This is a genomic window from Streptomyces sp. 142MFCol3.1, assembly GCF_000424945.1.
In the GTDB taxonomy this organism is placed as follows: domain Bacteria; phylum Actinomycetota; class Actinomycetes; order Streptomycetales; family Streptomycetaceae; genus Streptomyces; species Streptomyces siamensis.
Genome location: NZ_AUKV01000010.1, coordinates 99,877 through 123,494, shown reverse-complemented (window position 1 = coordinate 123,494; position 23,618 = coordinate 99,877). Strand labels below are relative to the sequence as shown.

The window sequence follows — 23,618 nt, the reverse complement described above, 5'->3', positions numbered from 1 at the left end:
AGCGGCAGTCGCCGCGTCGATCGACAACAGGAGAGATCTGATGAACACCCGTATCCGTCGTACCGCTGTCACCCTGGCCGCAGCCGCTGTGCTGCCCCTGTCCCTGTCCGCCTGTTCCGACAGCGGCAGCGACTCGGCCACGTCTGACTCCGCCGCCAAGTCCTCCGCGTCCGCCTCGGACGACGGAATGTCCGACGCTGCGAGCAGCCCCGCGACGACGGACGAGCCGTTCGGACCGGCGTGTTCGTCGGTGCCGAAGAGCGGTGCGGGTTCCTTCGACGCAATGGCGAAGGATCCGGTGGCCACGGCGGCGTCCAACAACCCCGCGCTGTCCACCCTGGTGTCGGCAGTGAGGAAGGCGGGTCTGGTCGACACACTCAACAACGCCGAGGACATCACGGTGTTCGCGCCGACGAACGACGCGTTCGCCAAGATCCCGAAGGCCACGCTCGACAAGGTCCTCGGCGACAAGGCGCAGTTGACGAAGATCCTCACCTACCACGTCGTCGGCGGGAAGCGATCTCCGAAGGACCTGGAGAACGGTTCGTTCGACACGCTGGAGAAGTCGAAGCTCATGACGTCCGGCTCGGGAGAGTCCTACACGGTGAACGACTCCGCCAAGGTGGTCTGCGGCAACGTCAAGACGGCCAACGCCGACGTGTACATCATCGACACCGTCCTGATGCCCAAGAGCTGACGTGTGAGGGCCGGGGCCGGCTGAGAGCGGGCGGCGTGTGACGGGGTGGGGCGGGGCGGCCGGCAAGGACCGGCCACCCCGCCCCACCGCCGTCGCGTCGCACGAGCAGGCACCCCGGGCGCCGGCGCCCTGGTCACGACGTCGACGTCTGTCGGCGTGGCGAGAGTCCGGGGCGGGGGCGCGGTGTGCTGCCGGGAGGGTTCCAGGAGCGGAGCTTGTCCGGGTTGAGGGTGACCCACACCTGCACGACATGACGGACGGTCACGTCGAGGCCGATGACCGCGGCCACCTGGTGGCCGGAGCGCACCACCAGTCCGGTCCTGCCGTTGACGGACTGGGCGCGCAGTGTGGTGGGCGCGTGTCCGGAGAGCAGTGTCAGCAGGGCGCGGGCGACCTGTTCACTGCCGTGCACCGGCTCGACCAGTGCACGGATCTTGCCGCCGCCGTCGAAGAACGCCGTGACATCGCACGCCAGCAAGGACGCCAGAGCGACCGCGTCCCGGGCCGCACACGCCTGCCGGACGGCACATACCACGACATCGTGCTGCTGCGGTGTAGTGGGCTCCAGGCGCCGCCTTCGAAGGCTGCGGCGCGCGTGGCCGGCCGGCTCGCCGGGCCCCGCCTCGGCCTGCCGGGCGATGCCCCTTCCGGCAGGGGCCTCCCCTCGGACGGGCAGGGCGAGCCGGGCCAGGCAGATGCCGCCGGCGACGTCGGTCAGCCAGGAGCCGGGCGCCGCGATCTGCGCCCGCACCGGACCGGACAGCTCGTACCACCGTCGATAGGTCTCGTCGACGACGCTGTCGAGTTCGCTGCCGCTGCCCAGCATTCCGCGGACGAGAGCCAGCAGATCTCTCCGCTCGTCCAGCAGCTCCGTGATGGGCGTCGCCTCATCGGAATGCCGCATACGGCATCCTTCCCTTCGCGCAGCACCATCGGTACAGCCGCGCGTCGATCGCCCCGGTGCGGTTCACGAAGGCCGGAGCGGGCCCGGCGCCTCGTCGGTGGGATGCGTCCCGGAGGACGACCTCCCTGTTCCCTCAGTGCGTTCAACCATTCAGACCGGACAGCCACGCCGTTTGTGACATCGGCCGATCGCGCGTCACAGCGCCCGCCGGCCAGTCGCTGCCGCGCTAGGCGACAGTCCTGTTGACGAGGCACTTTTCCATGGAGATGTCACATCTTTCATGGGCTTCCTGTCATAAGAGCGACATCAACCACTCGACCGGCATTCCCGAAAGGAATTCTCATGAACCGGCATCCTCTTCGCCGAAGTGTCCGCACCCCGCTCACTGTGATGGCCACGGCGGGTATCGCCGCGGGCATCCTCGCCGCGACGGTCGTCCCGGCGAGCGCCGGCAAGGCACTCACGGCGCACACCCGAAAGCCGACGGTGGTTCTCGTGCACGGCGCATTCGCGGACGCCACCAGCTGGAACGGCGTCGTGAAGAAGCTGAAGCGGGACGGCTACCCGGTGGTGGCCGCGGCGAACCCCCTGCGCGGACTCGGCAGCGACGCCGCCTACGTCAGAGAACTGCTGGCCGGCATCGACGGGCCCGTCGTGCTCGCCGGGCATTCCTACGGCGGGGCGGTCATCACCGACGCCGCCCGTGGAGCCGACAACGTCAAGGCGCTGGTGTACATCGCCGCCTTCATACCGGACAAGGGGGAGAGCGCACTCGATCTGGCGGACAAGTTCCCCGGCAGCACGCTCGGCGCGGCCCTGCGTCCCGTCCCGGTCACCCTGCCCGACGGCTCACGGGGCCAGGACCTCTACATCGAACAGGGCAAGTTCCGCAGCCAGTTCGCCGCGGACGTCCCGAAGAACACCGCCGACATCATGGCGGTCACCCAGCGGCCCGTGACCGGTGCCGCCCTGGCGGAGGACTCCTCCACGCCTGCCTGGAAGACCGTCCCGTCCTGGGCACTCGTGGCCACCGAGGACCGCAACATCCCCGCGAGGACCCAGCACTTCATGGCCGAGCGCGCCGACGCCCGCACGGTGGAGGTCAGGGCCTCGCACGCCGTCAGCGTCTCGCGTCCCGGCGACGTGTCCCGGATCATTGAGGAGGCGGCGCGGGCGACCCGCTGACCGACCGAAAAGAGGGCGGGTGACTCCATGTCACCCGCCCTCTCGCCTTTGGTCATCGGACGGAGCCGACCCGCCGACTACTTCCGCTGCGCGAGCCAGTCGGTGAAGCGGGTCTCAGCGATGTGTGCGCCGGGGCCGGGGAGGAGGCTGGTCTCCTCGAGCTCGGAACCGAAGTACTCGGCGTGCGGGTCCACGACGACGGTACGAGGGTCGTTCCCGGCGGCGAGGCCCGTGCGGATGAACTCCTCGAACGAGAACGCCTCGGGGCCGGCGACCTCCACCACGCCGTCGAGGGGCGCGTCCATCGCCGCGCCCGCCACGGCGGTGGCCACGTCGTCGGAGTACATGGGCTGGATCTTCGCGTCGGGGACCCGCACCGTGTCGCCCTCGGTCGCCGAGTCGGCGATGCCCGTGACGAACTCGAAGAACTGTGTGGCGTGGACGATGGAGTACGCGATGCCCGACGCCTTGATGAGCTCCTCCTGCGCGACCTTGGCACGGAAGTAGCCGTTCTCCGGGAGCCGGTCGGTGCCGACGATGGAGAGCGCGACATGGTGGGTCACACCGGCCTTGGCCTCCGCACGGAGGAGGTTGGTCGTCGAGGTGCGGAAGAACTCCATGACGGCGTCGTCCGCGAACGACGGGGAGTTCGACACGTCGACCACGACGGAGGCATCCTTCAGTACTTCCGCCAGGCCCTCACCCGTGAGGGTGTTGACGCCCGTGTTGGGCGCGGCGGGCACCGCCTCGTGTCCGTGTTCCTTGAGCTTGGCGACCACCTTCGAGCCGATGAGTCCGGTTCCGCCGATGACTACAACCTTCATGACGAGGGTCCTTTCGATGAGTCTTCATGTATTTCGGGTGCGACATGCAAGTCGCGTCACGCTCCGTGCACGGGCGTGAGCCATGGGGGCAGGCCCGCGGCGCGCTGCGCCGAATCCGGGCCCGCGCGGACTACTCGACGAGCTTTCCTCGGGTCGAGACCTCTTCCATCAGCGCGGAGATCTCGTCCGGGACGGCCGGAACGGGCTCGCGGGTGATGCCGGTCGCCGGGGACCACACGAGGTTGACCTGCATCGCCGGGTCCATGTCCGGGTAGTCGCTCCGGTTGTGGCAGCCACGGGTCTCACGACGCTCCACCGCTGCTTCCAGTGTGGCTCGCGCGGCCAGGGCCGCCGACTTGAGGTCGAAGGCGTGGGCGAGATCCTGATAGCCGGCGATGTCGGGATGGATTCCGACGTCCTGCATCCGCTTCTCGATCACCGCGAGCTCCGCCAGTCCGGCGCGCAGGCCTTCCTCGTCCCGCACCACTCCGGCGTGCTCCGTCATGGTGTTGCGGATGGCGCGCTGCAGCGCACGCACGTTCTCCGGGCCGTCCGCGGCGAGCAGGTCGTCGACCTCCGCGCGCGCCTCGGCCACCGCCGCCGCCGACCGCGGCTGCGCGGTCAGCGACTCCGAGTAGGCGGCCGCCGCCTGTCCGGTGATCCGGCCGTAGACGAGCAGCTCGATGAGACTGTTGCCGCCGAGACGGTTGGCGCCGTGCAGCCCGCTCGCCGCTTCACCGATGGCGTACAGGCCGTGGACGTCGGTGCTGTGGTCCTCCGGCCTGACCCAGACGCCGCCCATCGAGTAGTGCGCCGTGGGGGCGATCTCGATCGGCTCCCTCGTGATGTCCAGCATCTGAAGGTCCAGGAGCGTCTGGTAGACGCGGGGCAGCCGCGTCATGATCGTCTGCCGCGGCAGGTGCGAGACGTCGAGCCACACCCCGCCGTTGGCCGTCCCCCGCCCTTCCTTGATCTCCGTGTAGGAGGCGAGGGCCACCCGGTCGCGGGTGGAGAGTTCCATGCGCTCGGGGTCGTAGCGGGTCATGTACCGCTCGCCGAGCGCGTTGCGCAGGATGCCGCCCTCACCGCGTGCCGCTTCGCTGACCAGGGTGCCCGCCGCGTTCTCCGGTTCGATGATGCCCGAGGGATGGAACTGCACCAGCTCGGGATCGCGCAGCCGGGCCCCGGCCTCGACGGCCAGCCGGAACGAGTCGCCGGTGTTCTCGTCGCGTCGGGAGGACGTGCGCCGCCAGATACGTGTGTGGCCTCCGGCCGCGAGGATCACGGCGTCCGCGTGGATGAGGTAGCGCGTCCCCTTGGCGAGGTCGAAGCCGTAGGCCCCGAACACGGCGCCGTCGTGGACCAGCAGCCGGGTGATGTAGACGCTGTCCAGCATCGGAATGGCGAGCTGGCTCGCGCGCCCGATGAGTGTCCGCTGGATCTCCAGGCCGGTGTAGTCGCCGGCGAAAGCGGTGCGGCGGAACTTGTGCGCGCCGAAGAACCGCTGGGAGATACGGCCGTCCGTCTCCCTGGCGAACGCCATGCCGTAGCGCTCCAGGTCGTCGATGCCCAGTGCGGCGCCCCGGGTGACGATCTCGGCGGTACGGGGGTCCCCGAGCAGGTAGCTCTCCTTGAGGGTGTCCGCGGCGTGCTGCTGCCAGCTGTCCTCGGGGTCCATCGTGGCCAGGGCCGCGTTGATACCCCCGGCGGCGAGCGCCGTGTGGGCGTCCTCCTTGGGACGCTTGCCGACGGCGAGGACGTCGACACCGGCCTCGGCCAGCTCGATCGCCGCCCGCAGGCCCGCTCCGCCGGTACCGATCACCAGCACCATGGTGGACAAACGTTGTTCGGTGATAGCCACGATTACTCCGATCGACTTGGTCGTCATCGAGTACGACCGGGCGGCGGAGGTATTTGTGACAGCGGGGGAGGGTTTCCCGTTCCCGGGGCGAGGGGACGACCGGCGATGTCGTCCCCTCGCCCCGGTACTGCCGGCCTCAGGGGAGAAGGCCGTCCAGGGGGACACCGGGATCGGCGAGGCGGGCGTCGTCGACGTCGGCCCCGGACCGGATCAGGGAACGGATCGGATCGATGACGTCCCACACATTGACGCTCATTCCCGCGAGCACACGGTTCCCGGACATCCAGAAGGCGATGAACTGCCGCTCGGCGGCCTCGCCGCGGAAGACGACACGGTCGTAGCCGTCCGCCGGCACGTAACCCGTGTACTCCATCCCGAGGTCGTACTGATCCGTGTAGAAGTACGGCAGCCGGTCATAGACGGCGTCCTGGCCGAGCATGCCGAGCGCGGCCGTGCCGGGCTGGTTCAGGGCGTTGGCCCAGTGCTCGACGCGCAGGTGCAGTCCGAGCAGCGGGTGGTAGGCGTTGGCGACGTCGCCCGCGGCGTAGACGTCGGGCGCGGACGTCCGCAGATGCTCGTCGGTGACGATGCCGTTCCGCACCTTCAGGCCCGCCTCCTGTGCGAGCTGGTCGTTGGGGGCGGCGCCGATGCCGACGACCACGGCGTCCGCGGGCAGCCGGGTGCCGTCGGCGAGCAGTACGCCGTCCACTCGGTCGCCGCTCCCGGTGATGCTCTCGACCTGGGCGCGGGGGCGCAGGGTGACGCCGTGATCCGTGTGCAGGCGGGCGAAGACCTCGGCCGCTTCACGCCCCAGCACCTTCAGCAGCGGCAGCTCCCCGTGTTCGAGGACCGTGACCTCCGCCCCCGCGGCCCGGGCGGCCGCGGCGGTCTCCAGACCGATCCAGCCGTCGCCGATCACGACGATCCTGGCCCCCGCGGTGAAGGCTTCCTTCAGCCGTTCGCTGTCTCCCACGCGCCGCAGATACATGACGTTGTCCAGTTCCGCCCCGGGAACCGACAGACGGCGCGGGGAGGAACCGGTGGCCAGGAGCAGTTTGGCGTAGGGCACACGACGCCCGTCCTCCAGCTCCACCTCCTTCGCCCCGGCGTCGACGGCGCGCACGCTCGTGCCCAGGAGCAGGTCGACCTCGTGCTGCGCGTACCAGTCCTCGGGGTGCACGAAGATCGAGTCGCGCTCCTCCTTGCCCAGCAGATAGCCCTTGGAAAGCGGCGGCCGGATGTACGGGCGCTCCCGCTCGTCGCCGACGACGAGGAGCGGGCCGTTGTGGCCGTGCTCCCGGAGTGCCTCCGCCGCCTTGCCCGCGGCCAGACCGCCTCCGACGATCACGAAGGTGTTCACTGGGGACGTCATGTTCCTCTTCTCGGAGTCCGCATGCTGTGAGCCATGGTGGGAGGGCCGCCCGCGCGACGGCGTGACGGCGCGCCCTGTGACAGGTGTTCGTTCATCCATTGGGAGACGGGCAGCGCCACGAGACCGCTGGAACAGCGGTGGCCGCGCCGCGCGCCTGTGACGGAGCGGCGCTCAGGCGTTCAGCGACGCCATGTAGGGCGCGAGCTTGTCCGGGTTCAGCACCCACATGAGACGGTCGATCCCGTCCGCCGACACATCGATGGACAGCAGGGCCATGGGGTTCCCGCCGGACGTGACGAGAGCGGCCGGCCGACCGTTGGCCTCGACCCACCGGACGTCCGACTGAGGCCAGAACCGCGGCCGGAAGGCGACCACGTACTTGGAGACGTGCGGGCGTCCGACGACCGGAATCCTCGACGCGCCGCGCATTCCGTTGCCGTCGGCATAACTGACGACGTCGGCGGCGAGCACATCCTCGAGCTCCGTCAGATTGCCCGTCTGCGCCGCCGTGACGAACACCTCCAGCAGGCGTCGGTGATCGGCCCGGCTGACCTGCTCCTTGCGCTCGGCTGCCAGGTGTTTGCGCGCACGGCTCACGAGCTGGCGGGTATTGGCCTCGCTCGTGTCCAGCATGTCCGCGACCTGTTTGTACGGGTAGTCGAATGCTTCCCGCAAGACGTATGCGGCGCGTTCGACCGGGTTCAGCTTCTCGAGCAGAACCAGAACGGCCAGTTCGAGCGCCTCGGCCCGCTCCGCGCCCAGTTGCGGATCCTGACTCGTGTCGACCGGCTCGGGAAGCCACGGGCCGGTGTACGACTCCCGCCGCACCCGGGCGGACTGGGCATGGTTGATGGCCAGACGTGTGGTGACGGTCGTCAGGAAGGCCGCCGGTTCGAGGATGTTCGTGCGGTCGGCTTTCTGCCACCGCACCCACACTTCCTGAAGGATGTCCTCGGCTTCCACGGAGCTGCCCAGCATGCGGTACGCGATACCGAAGAGCTGCGGGCGCGCTGCCAGGAAATCCTTCGTCGCCCGGTCGAGGGAGTCGGCGTCGTCCCCAGCGTGCATGGTCGTCCCTTCAGACCCCGAGATCACCATGCTACAAGCCGCCACAGCAGTGCGCCCACGGCACTGGGTGGCCTGTACAACAACCGCGAATGACGTGCTGACGACGTCACTCGCCGAGTGCCCGGGGTCCCTTGATTCCTCTGTCTCCTCGCGGCGGGCGCGTCCGGCCGTCGCCCCGCCGCATGGTCCGTGGGACCGGCGGACACGGGAAGTCCGCCCTCTCGCCGTGGGCCGGGGCGACGAGAAGACGGACCGTGGGTGTCCGGCCGGGCCGGAATCGCTCAGCCGAACTGTCCGGGGCGGTAGCCGCCCGCCGGCTGCTGATTGATCACGTTGATGCGGTTGTAGGCGTTGATGACGGCGATCTGGGAGATGAGCGCGACGAGCTGGTCCTCGTCGTAGTACTTGGCGGCGTTCGCCCAGGCCTCGTCGCTGACACCGCCGGCGGCGTCCGCGACCCGGGTGCCCTGCTCGGCCAGCTCCAGCGCCGCGCGCTCGGCGTCGGTGAAGACCGTCGCCTCCCGCCAGGCGGCGATCAGGTTGAGCCGCACCGCGGTCTCACCGGCGAGAGTGGCCTCCTTGGTGTGCATGTCGGTGCAGAAGCCACACCCGTTGATCTGGCTGGCACGGATCTTCACCAGCTCCTGGGTGGCGGCGGGCAGCCCCGACTCCGACAGCACCTTGGCGGCCGAGTTGATGTGTTTCAGAATCTTCCCCGCGAGGGCGTTGCCGAAGTAGTTGAGGCGCGATTCCATGACCATCTCCTGGCTGAGTTGCATTGACGCATTGCTGACCGGGCAACTCGGCGGAATGTGACAGGCAGTCGAGTGTGACGTGCGTCTCCTGCGCCGTTGGGCCGTCGTCCCGCGCAGGGGAAGGACCGATGCCGGGGGGGCATGGGTGATGCGGCGGGGTGCCTCGCCCCGCTCGGAGCCGGAAGCGGGTGTGTCCGCCTCCGGCTCCGCCGGGTAGTCCTCGACGGCCCGGGCGAGGTCAGGAGTCCGCGCGGACCAGCCGGACGACGTTCCAGGAGACCGGCGCGAGTTCGGCCTCCAGCACGCCGTCAGGCGTGACATGAGCACCGGCCACCAGGCGCGGGACCACCCGGTTCGGTTCCGCCTCGGTGTTCACGGCGTCGTGGTCGTCGTCGGTGAGGACCAGATGCTGTTCCAGGCGGTAGCCTCCCGGGAGACCCCGCAACGCCGCTTCCAGCTTCAACGGGCGGTCCTGCGCGCGGTTGACGGCGAGCACCGTGAGGGAACCGTCCGTCTCGTCATGGGTGACGACGGCGTCCAGGGCGGTGACGTCCCCGTGCCGGTCCGTGTGGATCCTGGTGCCGTTGATCTCCGTACGCAGCACGCGGCCCGTGGCGAAGCGGGCGGCCTGCGCGAACGGGTGGAAGATGGTCTGACGCCAGCAGGCCCCGCCGGGTTCGGTGCGGATCGGAGCGATGACGTTGACCAGTTGGGCGAGGCACGCGACGGCGACACGGTCGGCGTGGCGCAGCAGCGTGATGAGCAACGAGCCCACGACCACGGCGTCCGTGACGCTGTAGGTGTCCTCGATAAGCCGCGGCGTCTCGGCGGTCTCCAGGTTCCGCTCTCCGGGGAAGCGGGCCGCGTACCAGACGTTCCACTCGTCGAAGGACAGACGGATGTGCTTCTTGGCGTGACGCACCGCGCGTACGTGGTCCGCCGTGGACACGACGTCCGAGATGTAACGGTCCATGTGCGCGCCCGACGCGAGGAAGCTGGCCCGGTCGCCGTCCAGTTCCTCGTAATAGGCGTGCAGGGAGAGGTAGTCGACCTCGTCGTACGTCTGCTCCAGGACCTCGCGTTCCCAGGTCCCGAAGGTGGGCATCGTCGAGTTCGAGCTGCCGCAGGCGACCAGTTCGATGCTCGGATCCACCTGGCGCATGGCCTTGCCGGCCTCGGCGGCCAGGCGTCCGTACTCGGTCGCCGTCTTGTGTCCGGTCTGCCAGGGACCGTCCATCTCGTTGCCCAGGCACCACAGCTTCACCCCGTGCGGATCGGCGACGCCGTGCTTGATCCGCAGGTCGGACCAGGCCGTCCCGCCGGGGTGGTTGCAGTACTCGACGAGGGCGCGGGCGGCGTCGATGCCGCGGGTGCCGAGGTTGACGGCCATCATGGGTTCCAGGCCGAGGCCCTTGGCCCAGCCGAGGAACTCGTTCGTGCCGACCTGGTTCGTCTCGATCGAGCGCCAGGCGAGGTCCAGGCGTCGCGGCCGCTCGGCGAGCGGTCCGACACCGTCCTCCCAGTGGTACCCCGAGACGAAGTTGCCGCCGGGGTAGCGCACCAGACCGGTGCCGAGTTCCCGCACCAGGCCGGCCACGTCGCCGCGGAAGCCGGCCTCGTCCGCGGTGGGGTGCTCCGGGTCGTGGATGCCGGTGTACACACAGCGTCCCATGTGTTCCACGAAGGACCCGTACAGACGCCGGTCGACATCGGCGATGGAGAACTCCGGGTCGATGGTGAACCGGGCGGTGTGCATGTGGTGCCTTTCTCTCGGGTGTGCAGGGCGATGAACGGCCCGGGACCGGTGCGGTGCAGCAGTCACTTGAGGCCCGTGCCTTGGATGCCTTCGACGATGTGCCGCTGGAAGAGCGTGAACACGGCGATCAGTGGGATGGCGCCGAGCACGCAGGACGCCATGAGTTGCGCGTAGGGGACGCCGAACACGTCCTGGACGGAGGTGAGTCCGACGGGGAGTGTCATCATCTCGGGGTCGGTCACGACCAGCAGGGGCCACAGGAAGTTGTTCCAGACGCCGACGAACACGAAGATCGACACCGCGGACACCACGGGCTTCGACACCGGCATCACGATCTGCCAGTAGGTGCGCAGGTATCCGGCGCCGTCCGCGCGGGCGGCGTCGACGAGCTCGCGGGGTATGCCGTCGAAGAACTGCTTGAAGACGAAGACGGCCACCACGTTGGGGACTTGGGGCAGTACCACACCCCAGTAGGTGTTCAGGAGCCCCGTTTCCTGGAGGGTCAGGAACTGAGGGATCATCAGCACCTGCCCGGGAACCATGAGTCCGGCGAGGAGCAGCAGGTACATGGTGCGGCGTCCGCGGAAGCCCGTCTGGGACAGGGCGAACGCGGCCAGCGAACCGGCGACGACGGTGAGGACGGTCGTCAGCGCCGACGTGATGAGGCTGTTGGCGTACCAGTAGGGCAGCTTGCCCTTGGCGAAGAGATCGCCGTACGCGCTCAGGGTGGGGTGGGCGGTGAACCAGCCCGTCGGGTCGGTGATGACCTCCTGGGCGGGCCGGACGGAGGTGGCCAGCGCCCAGAGCAGCGGGACGAGCCACAGCACGGCCAGGGCGATCACCACACCCAGTGCGATGCGGTTGAAGAGCTTCTCGGAGTCACGGGTACGGCCGGTGACGGCGGATGTGGCGGGCCGTTGTGTCGCCGTGGGCTGCTCGGTGAGTATCGCGGTCATCGGGATGCCTCCGTGGATGCCCCGGGGTTCGGGCCGGGGAGGAGAGGGACTCCTGCGGAGCAGGGCAGGGAGATCTGGATCGCCGTCCTGGCGATGCGGCGGGTGCCGACCACTGGCCGGCACCCGTGGCTCGCACGGGAGCTGACAGAATGTGGGGCATGGCGCGGCTGGTGAAGCGGGCCTTCAGGTACCGCTTCCATCCGGCGGACGGGCAGGCGGCGGAGTCGTCGCGTACGTTCGGCTGTGTCCGCCTTGTCTGCGACCGGGCGTTGGAGGAACGCACACGCGCCTGGTTCGGCGAGCAGCGTACTCTGTCCACGGGGGAGAAGATCACCAACCCGCGGCATGAGCACCGTGACCGGGCCGGGCTCGTGAAGGCGCAGCGGGAGCTGTCCCGCAAGGCCAAGGGCCCGAACAACCGGGAGAAGGCCAGCCGGAAGGCCGCCAAGGTCCATGCTCGGATCGCCGACCGCCGTCGGGAACGTTGCGACTGCGGGGCCGTGCAAGACCGTGGTGTGAACGCGGCGAGCACCATATCGGCCGCCGGGCCGGCGGTGTCTGCCTGCGGAGACGGTGTGAGACCTCAAGGGGAGTCCTCCCGGACGGGGCGGTCGTCGACGAAGCAGGAACCCCGGCGGGCAACCGCTGGAATCCCCACCTTCAGGCATGGGGACGAAGCCAAGTCACTGGTACCTCTCGGCGCGGCGGACGAGGGCGAACCAGACCGCGGAGACGATCAGGATCACCACGAAGAGGAGCATGGACAGCGTGGAGGCGTAGCCGACCCGCCCTTCGGTGAAACCGGTGTCGTAGATGAGTTCCAGCGTCGGTTTCGTGGCACCGTCGGGCCCGCCGCCGGTCATCATGTAGATCTGGTCGAACACCTTCAGCGAGGCGATGACCTGAAGCACCGTCACCAGCACCGTGGTGCGGCCCAGCAGCGGCACGACGATGTGCCGGATGCGCTGCCACGGTCCGGCACCGTCGATGGCCGAGGCCTCGTGCACCTCGCGCGGGATGTCCTGGAGGCCGGCGAGGTACAGCACGAAGTTGAAGCCGATCGTCCACCAGACCGTCGCGGCGGCGATGGACACCATGGTCCAGTCCGGGTCGCCGAGCCAGGACGGGGGAGTGTCCACACCGACGGCCTTGATCGCGTCCTGGGCGAGCCCGACCTGGTCCGCGTAGATGTACATGAAGAGCAGGGACACCACGGCGGACGGGATCAGGAAGGGCGCGAAGAACGCGAACCGCAGGAACCACCGGCCGCGCACGAACCGGTCGACGAGGACCGCGAGGACGAGACTGAGCAGCACCAGGGGAACCGTGGTCAGCACGGTGAACCAGAGGATGTGCTTGAGCGTGCGCCAGAACTCCGGATCGCTCAGCGCGTCACCGTAGTTGGCGAACCCGACCCAGTGTCCCAGACCGCCCTTGAGCAGGGAGGTGTCGAAGAAGCTCGCCACGAGCATGTAGAGGAGCGGGCCGACGAGGAAGAGGGCGTAGAGGATTGCGAAGGGGGCCATCAGGGCGGGACCGGCCCAGTGGGTCGTTCGTGTCGGTGGAGAGGCGGCGGAAGCCGACGGTGCGGTGGCAGCCACGGGCAGACCTTTCTTGCGAAGTCCAGGGGTGTCGGGGAGCGGTGCCGTGCGGTGCCGCTCAGACGGGGGACGCCGTGTCCGCCTGCTTGCGCAGCCGCGAACGCATCGCGGCGGCTGCCGCCCGGGGGCTCTTGGCGCCGGTGAACACGGAGGTGACGGCGTCGCCCACCACGATCTGCAGGGTGCTGCCCGCTCCGCCGTACCAGGCGACCGGGTCGTAGACGGCTCCGTCGGCGGCAGCGGCGTAGTGCGACTGCGGGACCAGCTTCTTGTAGGCGGCCGAGCGCTGCGTGGGCAGCCAGGCCGGCACGTGGCCGCCCTCCGCCCAGAGCTGACTCGACCCGAGCATCGCGCGCACGAACTCCAGTGAGGTGTCGAGGCGCTGCGCCTTCGCGGACGGTGCCTTGGGCAGCACCAGGGCATGTGAATCGGCGAAGCACGCGTACGGGCGCTCGGTGAAGATGCGGGGGAAGGGCCGCATGTCGAAGGCGACCTTCGCGTCCTGCACGGCCACCACCTGCCACACGCCGTCCATGAGGAATCCGGCCTTGCCGGTGGTCAGCAGCGTGATGGCGCCCGGGCCGTCGACGCCGGTGGGCAGGACCTTCTCCTCGACGGTCATGCGCCGGATGTAGGCGAGGGCCTCCTCGGCCGCGCCGGTGTCGATGCTGACGCGCCTGCCCTGGTCGGTGACCAGAGGAGAGCTGGTCAGCTGGTGGTACAGGGAGAGGAAGAGCCGGTACTGGGTGGAGGCGTCCTTGATGGCAGCCACCGAGCCGCCCCAGTTCTTGGTGACCTCCTTGGCCGCCTTCATCGCGTCGATGAACTGGTCGGGACCGTCGATGGCGGTCAACTGCCCGCTGCCGTCCAGCAGTCCCGCCTTCTTCGCGATGTCCGTGCGGAAGTACAGGACGAAGGGATGCGTGTCGAGCGGCACCGCGTAGAGCGAGCCGTCGAGATGCGCATTGGCCCAGGGCTTGGCGTCGAACCGGTCGGCCGTCATGCCGTGCCGGGCCAGCGCCGCGGGGGCGAGCTCGGTGAGGAGGCCGGCCTCGGCGAGTGTCGGCACCTTGGACAGGTGGGCGACGGCGACCTGGGGTGGGCGGTCGCCGAGCGTGGCCAGCGTGAGCTTGGTGTAGTAGGGGTTGCCCCACACGAAGGTGGAGGACTTCAGGGTCGTGCCGGGGTGCTCGGCACCGTAGGCCTTCTCCATGGCGACCATGCGTGCTCCGTCGCCACCGGTGAACGGGTTCCAGAAGTTCAGCCGGGCCGACGCGGGCGCGCCGCCGGTGAATCCCTGTGCGAGCGTGTTGCCGCAGCCGGTCAGGGTGGTGCCGGCGACGGTCGTCCCCAGCGCGAGCGCCGCCCGCAGCAGGAGACGGCGTGACGGCGCCGAGGTTGGGACGTGCCCTGTTCGCTCCGGCATGAGTGTGCGTCCTTCCACAACGGCTGGCCCGGGGGGCAGGTGGTTCTACGTTGTAATCGTTGATTTGAAGCGGCTCGGAGTGGATCAGCCCGAGAAGTTTCCAACGTTGTACTTAGTTCAGCTGCGGTCGTCAATAGGTTGCGTCGACACTGGTGAATCGGTGGCGGCGGCTGGGCGGGTGTCCGGGGAGCTCCGTCGGGTGCCTCTGTTCCAACGTTGGAATCAGGGGGTAGGGTGACACCGGAACCATGCAGAGCGGCACAAAGGGCGGGGACGTGGCCGGAGCACGCATGAAGGACGTCGCCGCGCGCGCGGGTGTGTCCATCAAGACGGTGTCGAACGTGGTGCGGGGCGCCGCGAAGGTCGCCGAACCGACCCGGCTGCGCGTCGAGCGGGCGATCGCGGAACTGGACTACCGTCCGCACGCCTCCGCCCGCCACCTGCGTACCGGCCGCAGCGGCATCATCGCGCTGGCCTTCCCCGAACTCGTCGCCCCCTACTTCGCGGAACTCGCCGCCGAAGTGGTCGTGGCGGCCAAGGAACACGGCTACACGGTGCTCATCGAGGACACCGGCGGCGACCCCGACGAAGAACTGCGCATCGCCAGCGGACTCACCGACTCGTTGATCGACGGCGTCCTGCTCAGCCCCCTCCGGCTCGACCAGGCACGGCTGGCGGCTCTCGAACAGACGGTGCCGCTCGTCCTGCTGGGCGAGCGCTCGTACGACATCGCCGCCGATCACGTACTGATCGACAATGCCGCGGCGGCGCGCGAGGCCACCGAGCACCTGCTGGCACTCGGCCGTCGGCGGATCGCCGTGATCGGACATCAGACCGACCCGCCGTTCGCCACCTCCGCCCAGCGCATGCACGGCTACTTCACCGCCCTCCATGCCGCCGGCGTCCCCTACGACCCCCGCCTCGCGCCCCCGGTGCGCAGTTTCGGGCGGGCCGAGGGGGCCGAGGCGATGAGCCGCCTGCTCGACCTGGACCACCGTCCGGACGCGGTCTTCTGCTTCTCCGACCTCCTCGCGTCGGGCGCACTGCGCGTGGCCCACGAGCGGCACGTCGAAGTCCCGCACGACATGGCGGTCGTCGGCTTCGACGACCTGGAGGAGTCCCGCTACGCCGTGCCCTCACTCACCACCGTCTCACCGGACAAGCGTGAGATCGCCCGCATGGCCGTGGCGGCACTGCTCGACCGGATGTCGGACGAACCGGTCAACCTCCCGACCACGCTGACGGCCGGTCACCGGCTGGTGGTCCGCGAGAGCAGCGCCGGACGTCCGTCCACGCCGACGGGGCCAGGCACCGGCGACGCGTGACGCCGTTTCCGTCCGGCCCGGTCACCGAGTCCGGTGCCGTCGCCCTGCGCCGAGCGCGCTGTGGGCCGCGGAGCGGGTGTTAGCTTCGGGCGCATGGACGACAGCGTGTACGTGGGCAACGCCGGCAAGGACGCGGCACTGGACCGGGGCTGGCTGCTCGGGCATTTCAAGGAGCCCGGCGATCCCCGCCGGAGCGAGGCCGTGGAGATCAAGTGGGGCGTCCACCGACGCGGTGAGCGGCGCGAGCAGTGGGTGCGGGGAGAGACACGCACAGCTCTCCAGGTCCTCGTCAGCGGCCGCTTCCGCGTCGAGCTGCCCGGTCGCAGTGTCGTGCTGGCGGAGCAGGGCGACTACGTCGTCTGGGGCCGGGGAGTGGACCATTCCTGGGTCGCCGAGGAGGAGTCGGTGGTGCTGACCGTGCGATGGCCCTCCGTCCCCGGATACGCCGTGCCGCAGGAGGAGGACGGGGAGACGAACGCGCGGGCGTAAATGCGTGACGATGGCCGGCCGTGCGTGCGTGACGGTCGTCGGCCGTACGTACGTGACGGGGGCGTGGCCGGCCGCGCTCGCGACTGACCGCGACTGGGCCGGCCACCGATGCCGCGCGCCCGTGGCGATCGTCGCCCTCGTACGAAATCGCGCCGACGCCGGTCACCGCGTGCGTGCGGGACTTGGCGGACCGTGTTAGTTTCCGGGCGGCGGCGCGCCGGTGCCTGCCCCGGACGAGGAGTGCGCCGTACCCGCTCCGCAAAGACGACGCACAAGGGGAGGCTTCGTGGACGCGGACAAGCGCTCGCTCGGCCCGGCGCCCGCGGTGCACGGGTCCCGCCCGCTGGACGTCGAGTGGGACCACGGATCACCGTCGGCGAAGCACAACACGGATGCCGACATCCAGGTTCATGCGTACGACGAGGACACCTTCATCCTCCGGCAGAACATGGCGATCAACTATGAGGCGCCGTTCATGTTCCTGCTCTTCGGACGCGAGCGGGCGGTGCTGCTGGACACCGGGGCCACCGCGTCCGCGGAGTACTTCCCGCTGCGCCGCGTCGTCGACGGTCTGATCGCCGACCGGCTCCGCCGGCATCCGTACGACGGGTACGGGCTGCTCGTGCTCCACACCCATCCGCACGGCGACCACATCGCCGCAGACGCGCAGTTCACGGGCCGCCCGGACACCCAGGTCGTGGGAGCCCGACTCGACACCGCATGGGACTACTTCGGGTTCCGCGAGGATCCCGACCGGGTGGCACGGATCGACCTCGGGGACCGCGTGCTGGAGTGCTTCTCCACGCCGGGACACCACGAGGCGGCGGTCACCTACTACGACCCCTGGACGGGATTCCTGCTCACCGGCGACACGGTCTACCCCGGCCGGCTGTACGTGGCGGACTGGCCGGCCTTCACGCGGACCGTCGACCGCCTGATCGACTTCGCGGACAGCCGTCCGGTGACCCACGTGCTCGGGTGCCACATCGAGATGACGCGAGAGCCCGGCGTGGACTACCCGATCCGGACCACCTACCAGCCCGACGAGCCGCCGTTGGAGATGGCCCCGGGCCGGCTGCGCGACATCAGGGCGGCGATCGACGAGGTCGGCGACCGGCCCGGCCGGCACCCGTTCCCCGCCTTCGTCATCTGCCGCGGCGCCTGAGAGTCCGGTCATGCCTCGCAACGCGGTGATCGGTGTGGACATCGGCACGTCGAGCAGCAAGGGCGTCCTCGTCGGCCTCGACGGTGTACTGATCCGTTCCGCCGTCCGGGAACACACCCCCACGAGGCCCGGTCCCGGCCGCTTCGAGATGGACGCCTCGGTGTGGTGGCGCGAGTTCACCGAACTCGCCCGGGAGCTGAACGCACCCGGAGACACCGGCGTGGTCGCCGTCGGGGTCAGCGGCATGGGGCCCTGCGTCCTGCTGACCGACGAGCACGACGCCCCGCTGCGCCCCGCCGTCCTCTACGGAGTGGACACGCGCTCCGTCCGCCAGATCCGGCGCATCGAAGAACGGCTCGGCGCGGAGGAGATCATCCGCCGCGGCGGATCCGCCCTCTCCACCCAGGCGGCGGGGCCGAAGATCGCCTGGATCGCCGACGAGGAGCCCGAGCTCTACACCCGGGCCCGACGCCTGTACATGCCGAGTTCCTGGCTGGTCAGGAACCTCACGGGGAACTACGTCCTCGACCACCACTCGGCGAGCCAGTGCACCCCGCTCTACGACACCCTCGCCTGTGAGTGGTACGCCCCCTGGGCCGCCGAAGTGGCACCGGGCATCGAGCTGCCGCCGCTGCGCTGGTCCGGCGAGGCGGCCGGCACGCTCACCGCCCGGGCCGCCCGGGAGTCCGGTCTGCCCGCCGGCATCCCGGTCACCACCGGAACCATCGACGCCTGGGCCGAGGCGCTGAGCGTGGGCGCGCAGAACAACGGCGACCTGATGCTGATGTACGGCACCACGATGTTCCTCATCCACACGGTGCCCGAGCCCCTCACCAGCCCGTCCCTGTGGGGCACGGTCGGCGCGATCCGGGGCACCCGCAACCTGGCCGGCGGCATGGCCACGTCCGGCGCCGTCACCAACTGGCTGCGCGACCTGTTCACCGGCACCGACCACACCGAACTCACCCGTCTGGCCGCCGAGTCGGGCCCCGGCGCCAACGGCCTGCTGATGCTCCCGTACTTCTCCGGCGAGCGCACCCCGGTCATGGACCCGGACGCCCGCGGAGTGATCGCCGGACTCACCCTGTCCCACACCCGCGGCGACCTCTACCGGGCCGCTCTGGAGGCCACCGGGTTCGGTGTCCGCCACAACATCGAGGTCATCGAGGCGGCCGGCGGGGACATCCGACGCGTGGTCGCGGTCGGGGGCGGCACCCAGGGCTCCCTGTGGACGCAGATCGTCTCCGACATCACCCGCCGTCCGCAGGAGGTGCGGACCACGACCATCGGCGCCGGCTACGGCGGCGCGCTGCTGGCCGCACAGCTCGTCGCGGACGTCACCGTCGAGGAATGGAACCCGGTGCGCGAGGTGGTGACGCCCGATGCGCGGAACACCGGACGATACGACGAGTTGTACGACCTCTACCGGCGTCTGTACCTGGAGACCTCGTCGACGGTCCATATCCTGGCGGCACTTCAGGAGCGCTGACGGCCGCCGTCGGCTCGTCACGGACCTCGGCCGGAAGGTGCGCGGGCACGTCGACCTCGGTCGCGCCACACCCGTCGAGTTCCCGAGGAGGAGACACGGCGCCACCTCGACGCCACCAGGTCGAGGACTTGAGCGCGCGGCACCGTGCGTCGTGACTCAGGGTAACCGCACGCACACGTCGAGGCCGCCGGCTGTCCCCGCTGAACGTGTGCCGGAGGCCTGGGGCTCGGCCGCAGGTCTCCGGTTGCGGGTTGTCCGCGCAGTTGTTTGAGTGGAGTTTGGTCTATGGACACCTCAACCGCGACAGCAGCTGCCGCCACGGGCGGCGCCGGCCGGATGACAGGCGGCCCCGGCAGAGCGGCGGCAGCGGGCAACACAGGTCGCGATGCCCGCGAGGGAGGGACTGACGGTGGCTCACCATCACAAGTCCAACAAACAAGTCGAAGGCGACCCGGACACGGGCCATGGGCGGGGCCTGCCGCTGCGCCCCGACGACGACGAGCTGGAGCGACGGACGGAAATGGACCGGGCGGAACTCCGCGCCCAGCAGGCTGAGGAAGTCTGACGAGCAGGCTGATGAGGTTCCGGCCGCGCGAGCGGGCCGTCGGACCTCTGATCCCCGGCCGAAGCGAAGGAGGTGTTCCCATGTCCTCGAAGCGACGCCGTAAGAAGAAGGGCAGGCGCAAGCACGCGGCAAACCACGGGCGTCGGCCTCAGTGCTGACGGGCGCGGCGCGGCGGTGCTGCGCCGGGCTTTTCCACGGTGGGCCCAGGTGCCGATTCCCCCGGGGCGGTTCTTCCCCCGGGGGTGTGGCGTGCCCGGGTGCGCCTCTCCGGGCCTCCCGGGCCTCGTCCCTCCTCGTCGCCCCCGGGCTGTCGTCCCCGGGTCGGATGGGAACTCGTTCCCGTCGCGGTCGGTGACCGTCGCGAACCAGGATGTGACCCCGACCGTGAGCCAGGATGTGACCCAGACCGTGCGGCAGTCGGGCTCGTGGAGCGTCTCGAAGGGGCAGCCGTCTCGATCGGAGGGGTAGCCCTCCCATCTCCCGCGGGAGGACGTGGACGGCCTACCGGCATGAGCCAGTGGTCCTGGCCGAACGGCTGCGGTGCGCGATCTTAGAACCCCAGGTCGCTCAGGCCCGGGTGGTCGTCGGGGCGGCGCCCGAGCGGCCAGTGGTACCTGCGCTCCTCCTGCGTGATGGGGAGGTCGTTGATGCATGCCAGACGGACCCGCATCAGCCCTTCGTCGTCGAACTCCCAGTTCTCGTTCCCGTAGGAGCGGAACCAGTTGCCCGAGTCGTCGTGGCACTCGTAGGCGAACCGCACCGCGATCCGGTTCTCGGTGAACGCCCACAGCTCCTTGATGAGCCGGTAGTCCTGCTCCCTGGTCCATTTGCGGGTGAGGAAGGCGACGATCTCCGCACGCCCGTCGACGAACTCGGCACGGTTGCGCCAGCGGCTGTCGACCGTGTAGGCGAGCGAGACCTGTTCAGGGTTCCGGGTGTTCCATGCGTCCTCGGCGAGACGCACCTTGGTGATCGCGCTCTCCCGGGTGAACGGGGGCACGGGAGGCTTTGCGGCCATGCTGTCTCCCAGAGCCCGTCCGGCGGGCGGACGGTTCCGTTGCGGCCAGGTGTGTTCCACCGTTCATTCGATACCTGCGTCCTGGTGATCGCAACAGCGGCCGCCCGGGCGGAGCGGCACACCTGCCGGCCTGCGCGGGCGGCGTGTCCATGGCCCGGGCGCCGTCCGGCGTTCCCGTCCCGGCAGCCTCATGTCCGCGGCCGGGACGGGGAGATGACACGTGTGCGGGCCGGAGTCAGGAGGCCGGGACCTCGTCCACGAAGGCAGTCCCGGCGCCGCGGTACGCGGCCACCTTCGCGGCCACCTGTGCCGGGGTGAGGACCTGGTCCTTGACGTGCAGCACGTAGTCGACCTGTTCGTCGTAGGCGCGGGCCGTGGTGGAGGTCTGGCCGTTGAGGTCGATCAGCCACTGGTTGAAGTTGATCGACATCGGCCGCTCGGGCAGGTACTGGGGGTCGTGGGTGCCGAAGAGCTGCCCGTCGATGTAGTACTTGATGCTGCCGCTGTCGATGGTGACGATCAGGTCGTGCCAGCCGGCGTAGCTCTGGCGTGCCTCGGTGTGCTGGTTCACGGCCTGCCAGGGGTCCGGGTTGTAGGTCTCCCAGGACGTGGTGTACAGGATGTTGCCGGTCTCGCCCCAGCCGCCGTTGGGCAGGTACTCGAAGTCGTACTCGGAGTAGTCGTCGGCCATCGGCGCCTTGAGGTCGTTGATGGTGAAGAAGGTCTGCACCAGACGATCGCCGTCGGGTCCGGACGCGGGGGCGTCGGTGAACTTCACCCGGGCCGCGTAGGTGCCGTTCTTGAACTTCGTGCTCTTGGAGACGACTTCGGTCTGCCTGGTGGACTCGGCGGTGCCCGCGGTGGACGTCTGGAGGTTCATCACCGAGTTGCCGGAGACGGTGGGGAAGGTGACCTTGGACGGGTCCCAGGTGGCGCCGGGCACGCCGGGGCCGCCGGAGTTGGAGCGGACGTTCCAGCCGTGGGCGGCGAGGGCCGGGTCGGTGTGGGATGTGTAGGAGAAGTCGTCGAACAGCGTCTGGCCGCCACCGGGCGGGTCGGTCGGATCAGTGGGGTCGGTCGGATCGGTCGGGTCGTTGCCCTCCGGCGCCGTGCCCCAGACCGTGCTGCCCGCGAGCTGCGCGGTGACCTTGTTCCAGTCTGCGTACGAGGTCAGGGAGGAGTTGAAGGAGTAGTCGTCCGACTGGGTCAGGGTCTGCCAGTTGGACTGGTAGAAGCGCAGTTGCATGTCGCCGGTGTCGGCGCCCGGCGCGAGTGTTCCGGCGCCCGAGGTGAAGGCGATCTCCAGGTACTGGTCCGCGGTCGCGGTGGGGTGGTTCAGCGCGCCGAACGTGCCGGTGATGTTGGCGCACCCCTTGACCGCCCAGGAGCAGGCGAACCGGTAGGAGGCGTTCGCCGAGTCCGCCTTGAAGTAGTAACGGATCTTCACCTGGCTCAACTGCACGGTGGACGTCCCGGTGTTGCGCACCTTCAGCCAGGGTTCGCTCTGGTCGGCGGTGGCCCCGCCGGAGCTGGTGCGGTACTGGACGGCGAGGCCATCGGCGGTGGCGGCGGTCGCGTTCATCGGGACGGCGGCCAGGGCGGTGCTGCCCAGGAGCGCTGACAGGGCCAGGGCCACTCGGCGGCGGCCGGTGGCGGGACGGGTTCTCATCCGGGTTCCTTTCGGGGAGTCTCCCGCGTCCGGCGGGAGGGTCGGGGGTTTCCGGAGCGTTTTCGGGCGCGCTGAGCCGCTGGGCGTGGAACACGTCGGCGGGCGTGGCGCGTGGGCCTCGGACCAGGACGGGGCGGTCCCTTCGGGGGCCTTCAAGGAGTGACAGAGCTCAAGGGGATCCGTGTGAAAGCAGTGGGCCGTCCCGCGGCGGGCACGGCGCTCAGCGCCCTGCGGACACGGGTCGTCGAGCCCGCGGTGCCACGAGCCGGCCGAGTTCACCAGGGCGTCGCGGCTCCCGGCCGTTCGGGCACACCATGGGCGGGCGAGCGGTATCGCATGGTTCACCTCTGGGGGGCTGGAGGGAAACTACACACCACACTTGACCAGTTGACCGGCCGACGGTTTACCAGTCGGCCTCGGACGAAGGTGGCATAGACCAATGTGGCCGTCAAGTACCCCTCAAGCAAAGGAAATTGGTGGGTGCCCGACCGGCTGGTGGGCTGGTTCGCGTACGCCGAGCCCGGCTAAAGTCGGTTTACCAGCAGACCAGTTATGGTCAGGGCCGCACCGGCACCTCTCCCAACGACGAACGAGAGTCCTGCATGGAGATCGACCCCGCAGCCTCCCGCGCGGTACTCAAGCGCGAGAAGGTGCGCGACGCCGTCCTCGCACTCGTCGAGGAGCGCCGGCCGGGAGACGCGATTCCCTCCGAGCGCGCCCTCTGCGCCGAGCTGGGGGTGTCCCGGCCCACGCTGCGGGCGGCGGTGGACCAACTCGTCGTCGCCGGGCTGCTGGTACGCGAGCACGGCCGTGGCGTGTTCGTGGCCAGCGAGAAGATCACTCAGGAACTGGTCCAGGGCAGCCGGACCTTCAGCCTGCCCCAGGCCGTGGGGGAGTGGACCAGCAGGCTCCTCGAGGTGAGCACGCAGTCGGCGGGCGCCAGAGTGGGCCGCAAGCTGCGCGTCTCGCCGGCGGCCAGGATCCGGTACGTCGCGCGTCTGCGCCTGGTCGACGGGTCTCCGATGGCGATCGAGTACCTGTATATCCCCGCGGATCTGGTCCCGGACCTGACCAGTGACGAACTGGAGAACGGCGACCTGTACGAGCACCTCGGCCGACGCCACGGCATCCAGGTCGGCGAGGCGGTGCAGGCGATCGAGCCCACCGTGGTGACCCGCGGCGAGGCGGACCTGCTCGACGTACCGGAACTCTCGCCGGCCCTCCTCTTCGAACGCCTCACCTCTGACGCTCAGGGCCGGCCGGTGGAGTACGTGCACTCGCTCTACCGCGGGGACCGCTATCGCATCGTCTCCCGGCTGACGCTGGGCCCGCGCACCGAGCACCCGTCACCGCGCGACGGCCACCACCCCGGAATACCGCCGGGCGACATCATGCCGGGAGAACCCGTCACGTTCTCCACGCGTGGTGAAGTGCAGAACGCCCCCTGACTTGCGGGCAGTTCACATCGGCGGCGGAGCGGGGTGACCGGCCCC

Annotated in this window: 20 protein-coding genes, 1 pseudogene and 1 riboswitch; of the genes and pseudogenes, 9 read left to right on the top strand and 12 right to left on the bottom strand. The window is 69.7% G+C overall.

The window, feature by feature from the left end; genetic code table 11:
- The first annotated feature begins 40 nt into the window (after positions 1-40).
- On the top strand, positions 41-697 hold the full coding sequence (locus H305_RS0116360; RefSeq protein ID WP_028801322.1) for a fasciclin domain-containing protein: 657 nt from the start codon (positions 41-43) through the stop codon (positions 695-697).
- Between the two features lie 133 nt (positions 698-830).
- Here H305_RS0116360 and H305_RS46150 read toward each other — a convergent pair whose 3' ends face one another.
- Positions 831-1,601, bottom strand: a complete 771-nt coding sequence (locus H305_RS46150; protein WP_037764171.1) for a hypothetical protein — start codon at positions 1,599-1,601, stop codon at positions 831-833.
- Between the two features lie 342 nt (positions 1,602-1,943).
- On the opposite strand from H305_RS46150, the gene H305_RS0116350 reads away from it, so the two are divergent.
- Entirely contained in the window at positions 1,944-2,786 is an 843-nt protein-coding gene (locus H305_RS0116350; protein WP_028801321.1) for an alpha/beta fold hydrolase, read from the top strand.
- 77 nt (positions 2,787-2,863) lie between these two features.
- Here the strand turns inward: H305_RS0116350 and H305_RS0116345 are convergent, their stop codons facing one another.
- The 7 genes from H305_RS0116345 to H305_RS0116315 all read right to left on the bottom strand — a co-directional run bounded on the left by H305_RS0116345 (position 2,864) and on the right by H305_RS0116315 (position 11,378).
- The gene (locus H305_RS0116345) at positions 2,864-3,610 is read right to left on the bottom strand and encodes an SDR family oxidoreductase (protein ID WP_028801320.1); all 747 of its coding nucleotides are present in this window, start codon (positions 3,608-3,610) and stop codon (positions 2,864-2,866) included.
- A gap of 130 nt (positions 3,611-3,740) precedes the next feature.
- Positions 3,741-5,441: an FAD-binding protein gene (locus H305_RS0116340; RefSeq protein WP_037764167.1), complete on the bottom strand. Its 1,701-nt coding sequence runs from the start codon at positions 5,439-5,441 to the stop codon at positions 3,741-3,743.
- Between the two features lie 166 nt (positions 5,442-5,607).
- Positions 5,608-6,843 (bottom strand): NAD(P)/FAD-dependent oxidoreductase, encoded by a 1,236-nt coding sequence (locus H305_RS0116335; protein WP_028801318.1) that lies wholly within the window; start codon positions 6,841-6,843, stop codon positions 5,608-5,610.
- Positions 6,844-7,014: 171 nt separating this feature from the next.
- Positions 7,015-7,911, bottom strand: a complete 897-nt coding sequence (locus tag H305_RS0116330; protein WP_028801317.1) for an RNA polymerase sigma-70 factor — start codon at positions 7,909-7,911, stop codon at positions 7,015-7,017.
- Positions 7,912-8,192: 281 nt separating this feature from the next.
- Complete coding sequence (locus H305_RS0116325; protein WP_028801316.1) at positions 8,193-8,666, bottom strand: carboxymuconolactone decarboxylase family protein; 474 nt, start codon at positions 8,664-8,666, stop codon at positions 8,193-8,195.
- A 238-nt stretch (positions 8,667-8,904) separates the two neighbouring features.
- The gene (locus H305_RS0116320) at positions 8,905-10,422 is read right to left on the bottom strand and encodes an alpha-N-arabinofuranosidase (protein WP_028801315.1); all 1,518 of its coding nucleotides are present in this window, start codon (positions 10,420-10,422) and stop codon (positions 8,905-8,907) included.
- A 62-nt stretch (positions 10,423-10,484) separates the two neighbouring features.
- A complete protein-coding gene (locus H305_RS0116315) occupies positions 10,485-11,378 on the bottom strand; it encodes a carbohydrate ABC transporter permease (RefSeq protein WP_037764165.1) in 894 nt (297 codons plus the stop codon).
- A 158-nt stretch (positions 11,379-11,536) separates the two neighbouring features.
- Between H305_RS0116315 and H305_RS50685 the strand changes: the two are divergent.
- Positions 11,537-12,034: pseudogene (locus tag H305_RS50685) on the top strand (transposase); the annotation flags it as partial.
- 27 nt (positions 12,035-12,061) lie between these two features.
- On the opposite strand, the gene H305_RS0116310 reads toward H305_RS50685, so the two are convergent.
- Both H305_RS0116310 and H305_RS0116305 read right to left on the bottom strand, forming a co-directional pair.
- A complete protein-coding gene (locus tag H305_RS0116310; protein ID WP_078629080.1) occupies positions 12,062-12,904 on the bottom strand; it encodes a carbohydrate ABC transporter permease in 843 nt (280 codons plus the stop codon).
- A 133-nt stretch (positions 12,905-13,037) separates the two neighbouring features.
- Positions 13,038-14,405 (bottom strand): extracellular solute-binding protein, encoded by a 1,368-nt coding sequence (locus H305_RS0116305; protein WP_028801312.1) that lies wholly within the window; start codon positions 14,403-14,405, stop codon positions 13,038-13,040.
- 248 nt (positions 14,406-14,653) lie between these two features.
- On the opposite strand from H305_RS0116305, the gene H305_RS46145 reads away from it, so the two are divergent.
- The 5 genes from H305_RS46145 (at position 14,654) to H305_RS46140 (ending at position 19,438) form a co-directional block, all read left to right on the top strand.
- Positions 14,654-15,730 (top strand): LacI family DNA-binding transcriptional regulator, encoded by a 1,077-nt coding sequence (locus tag H305_RS46145; RefSeq protein ID WP_234020889.1) that lies wholly within the window; start codon positions 14,654-14,656, stop codon positions 15,728-15,730.
- 93 nt (positions 15,731-15,823) lie between these two features.
- Complete coding sequence (locus H305_RS0116295; protein ID WP_028801311.1) at positions 15,824-16,219, top strand: hypothetical protein; 396 nt, start codon at positions 15,824-15,826, stop codon at positions 16,217-16,219.
- Positions 16,220-16,425: 206 nt separating this feature from the next.
- Positions 16,426-16,493, top strand: a riboswitch (guanidine-III (ykkC-III) riboswitch).
- 12 nt (positions 16,494-16,505) lie between these two features.
- Complete coding sequence (locus H305_RS0116290; protein WP_028801310.1) at positions 16,506-17,384, top strand: MBL fold metallo-hydrolase; 879 nt, start codon at positions 16,506-16,508, stop codon at positions 17,382-17,384.
- Between the two features lie 10 nt (positions 17,385-17,394).
- Complete coding sequence (locus H305_RS0116285; protein WP_028801309.1) at positions 17,395-18,873, top strand: FGGY-family carbohydrate kinase; 1,479 nt, start codon at positions 17,395-17,397, stop codon at positions 18,871-18,873.
- A 409-nt stretch (positions 18,874-19,282) separates the two neighbouring features.
- Complete coding sequence (locus tag H305_RS46140) at positions 19,283-19,438, top strand: hypothetical protein (RefSeq protein ID WP_234020883.1); 156 nt, start codon at positions 19,283-19,285, stop codon at positions 19,436-19,438.
- Between the two features lie 550 nt (positions 19,439-19,988).
- On the opposite strand, the gene H305_RS0116275 is transcribed toward H305_RS46140, so the two are convergent.
- Together H305_RS0116275 and H305_RS0116270 are read right to left on the bottom strand one after the other, a co-directional pair.
- A complete protein-coding gene (locus H305_RS0116275) occupies positions 19,989-20,456 on the bottom strand; it encodes a DUF1348 family protein (RefSeq protein ID WP_028801308.1) in 468 nt (155 codons plus the stop codon).
- 235 nt (positions 20,457-20,691) lie between these two features.
- Positions 20,692-22,125: a cellulose binding domain-containing protein gene (locus tag H305_RS0116270; RefSeq protein ID WP_028801307.1), complete on the bottom strand. Its 1,434-nt coding sequence runs from the start codon at positions 22,123-22,125 to the stop codon at positions 20,692-20,694.
- Positions 22,126-22,727: 602 nt separating this feature from the next.
- On the opposite strand from H305_RS0116270, the gene H305_RS0116260 reads away from it, so the two are divergent.
- A complete protein-coding gene (locus H305_RS0116260) occupies positions 22,728-23,573 on the top strand; it encodes a GntR family transcriptional regulator (RefSeq protein ID WP_028801305.1) in 846 nt (281 codons plus the stop codon).
- Positions 23,574-23,618: the final 45 nt, after the last annotated feature.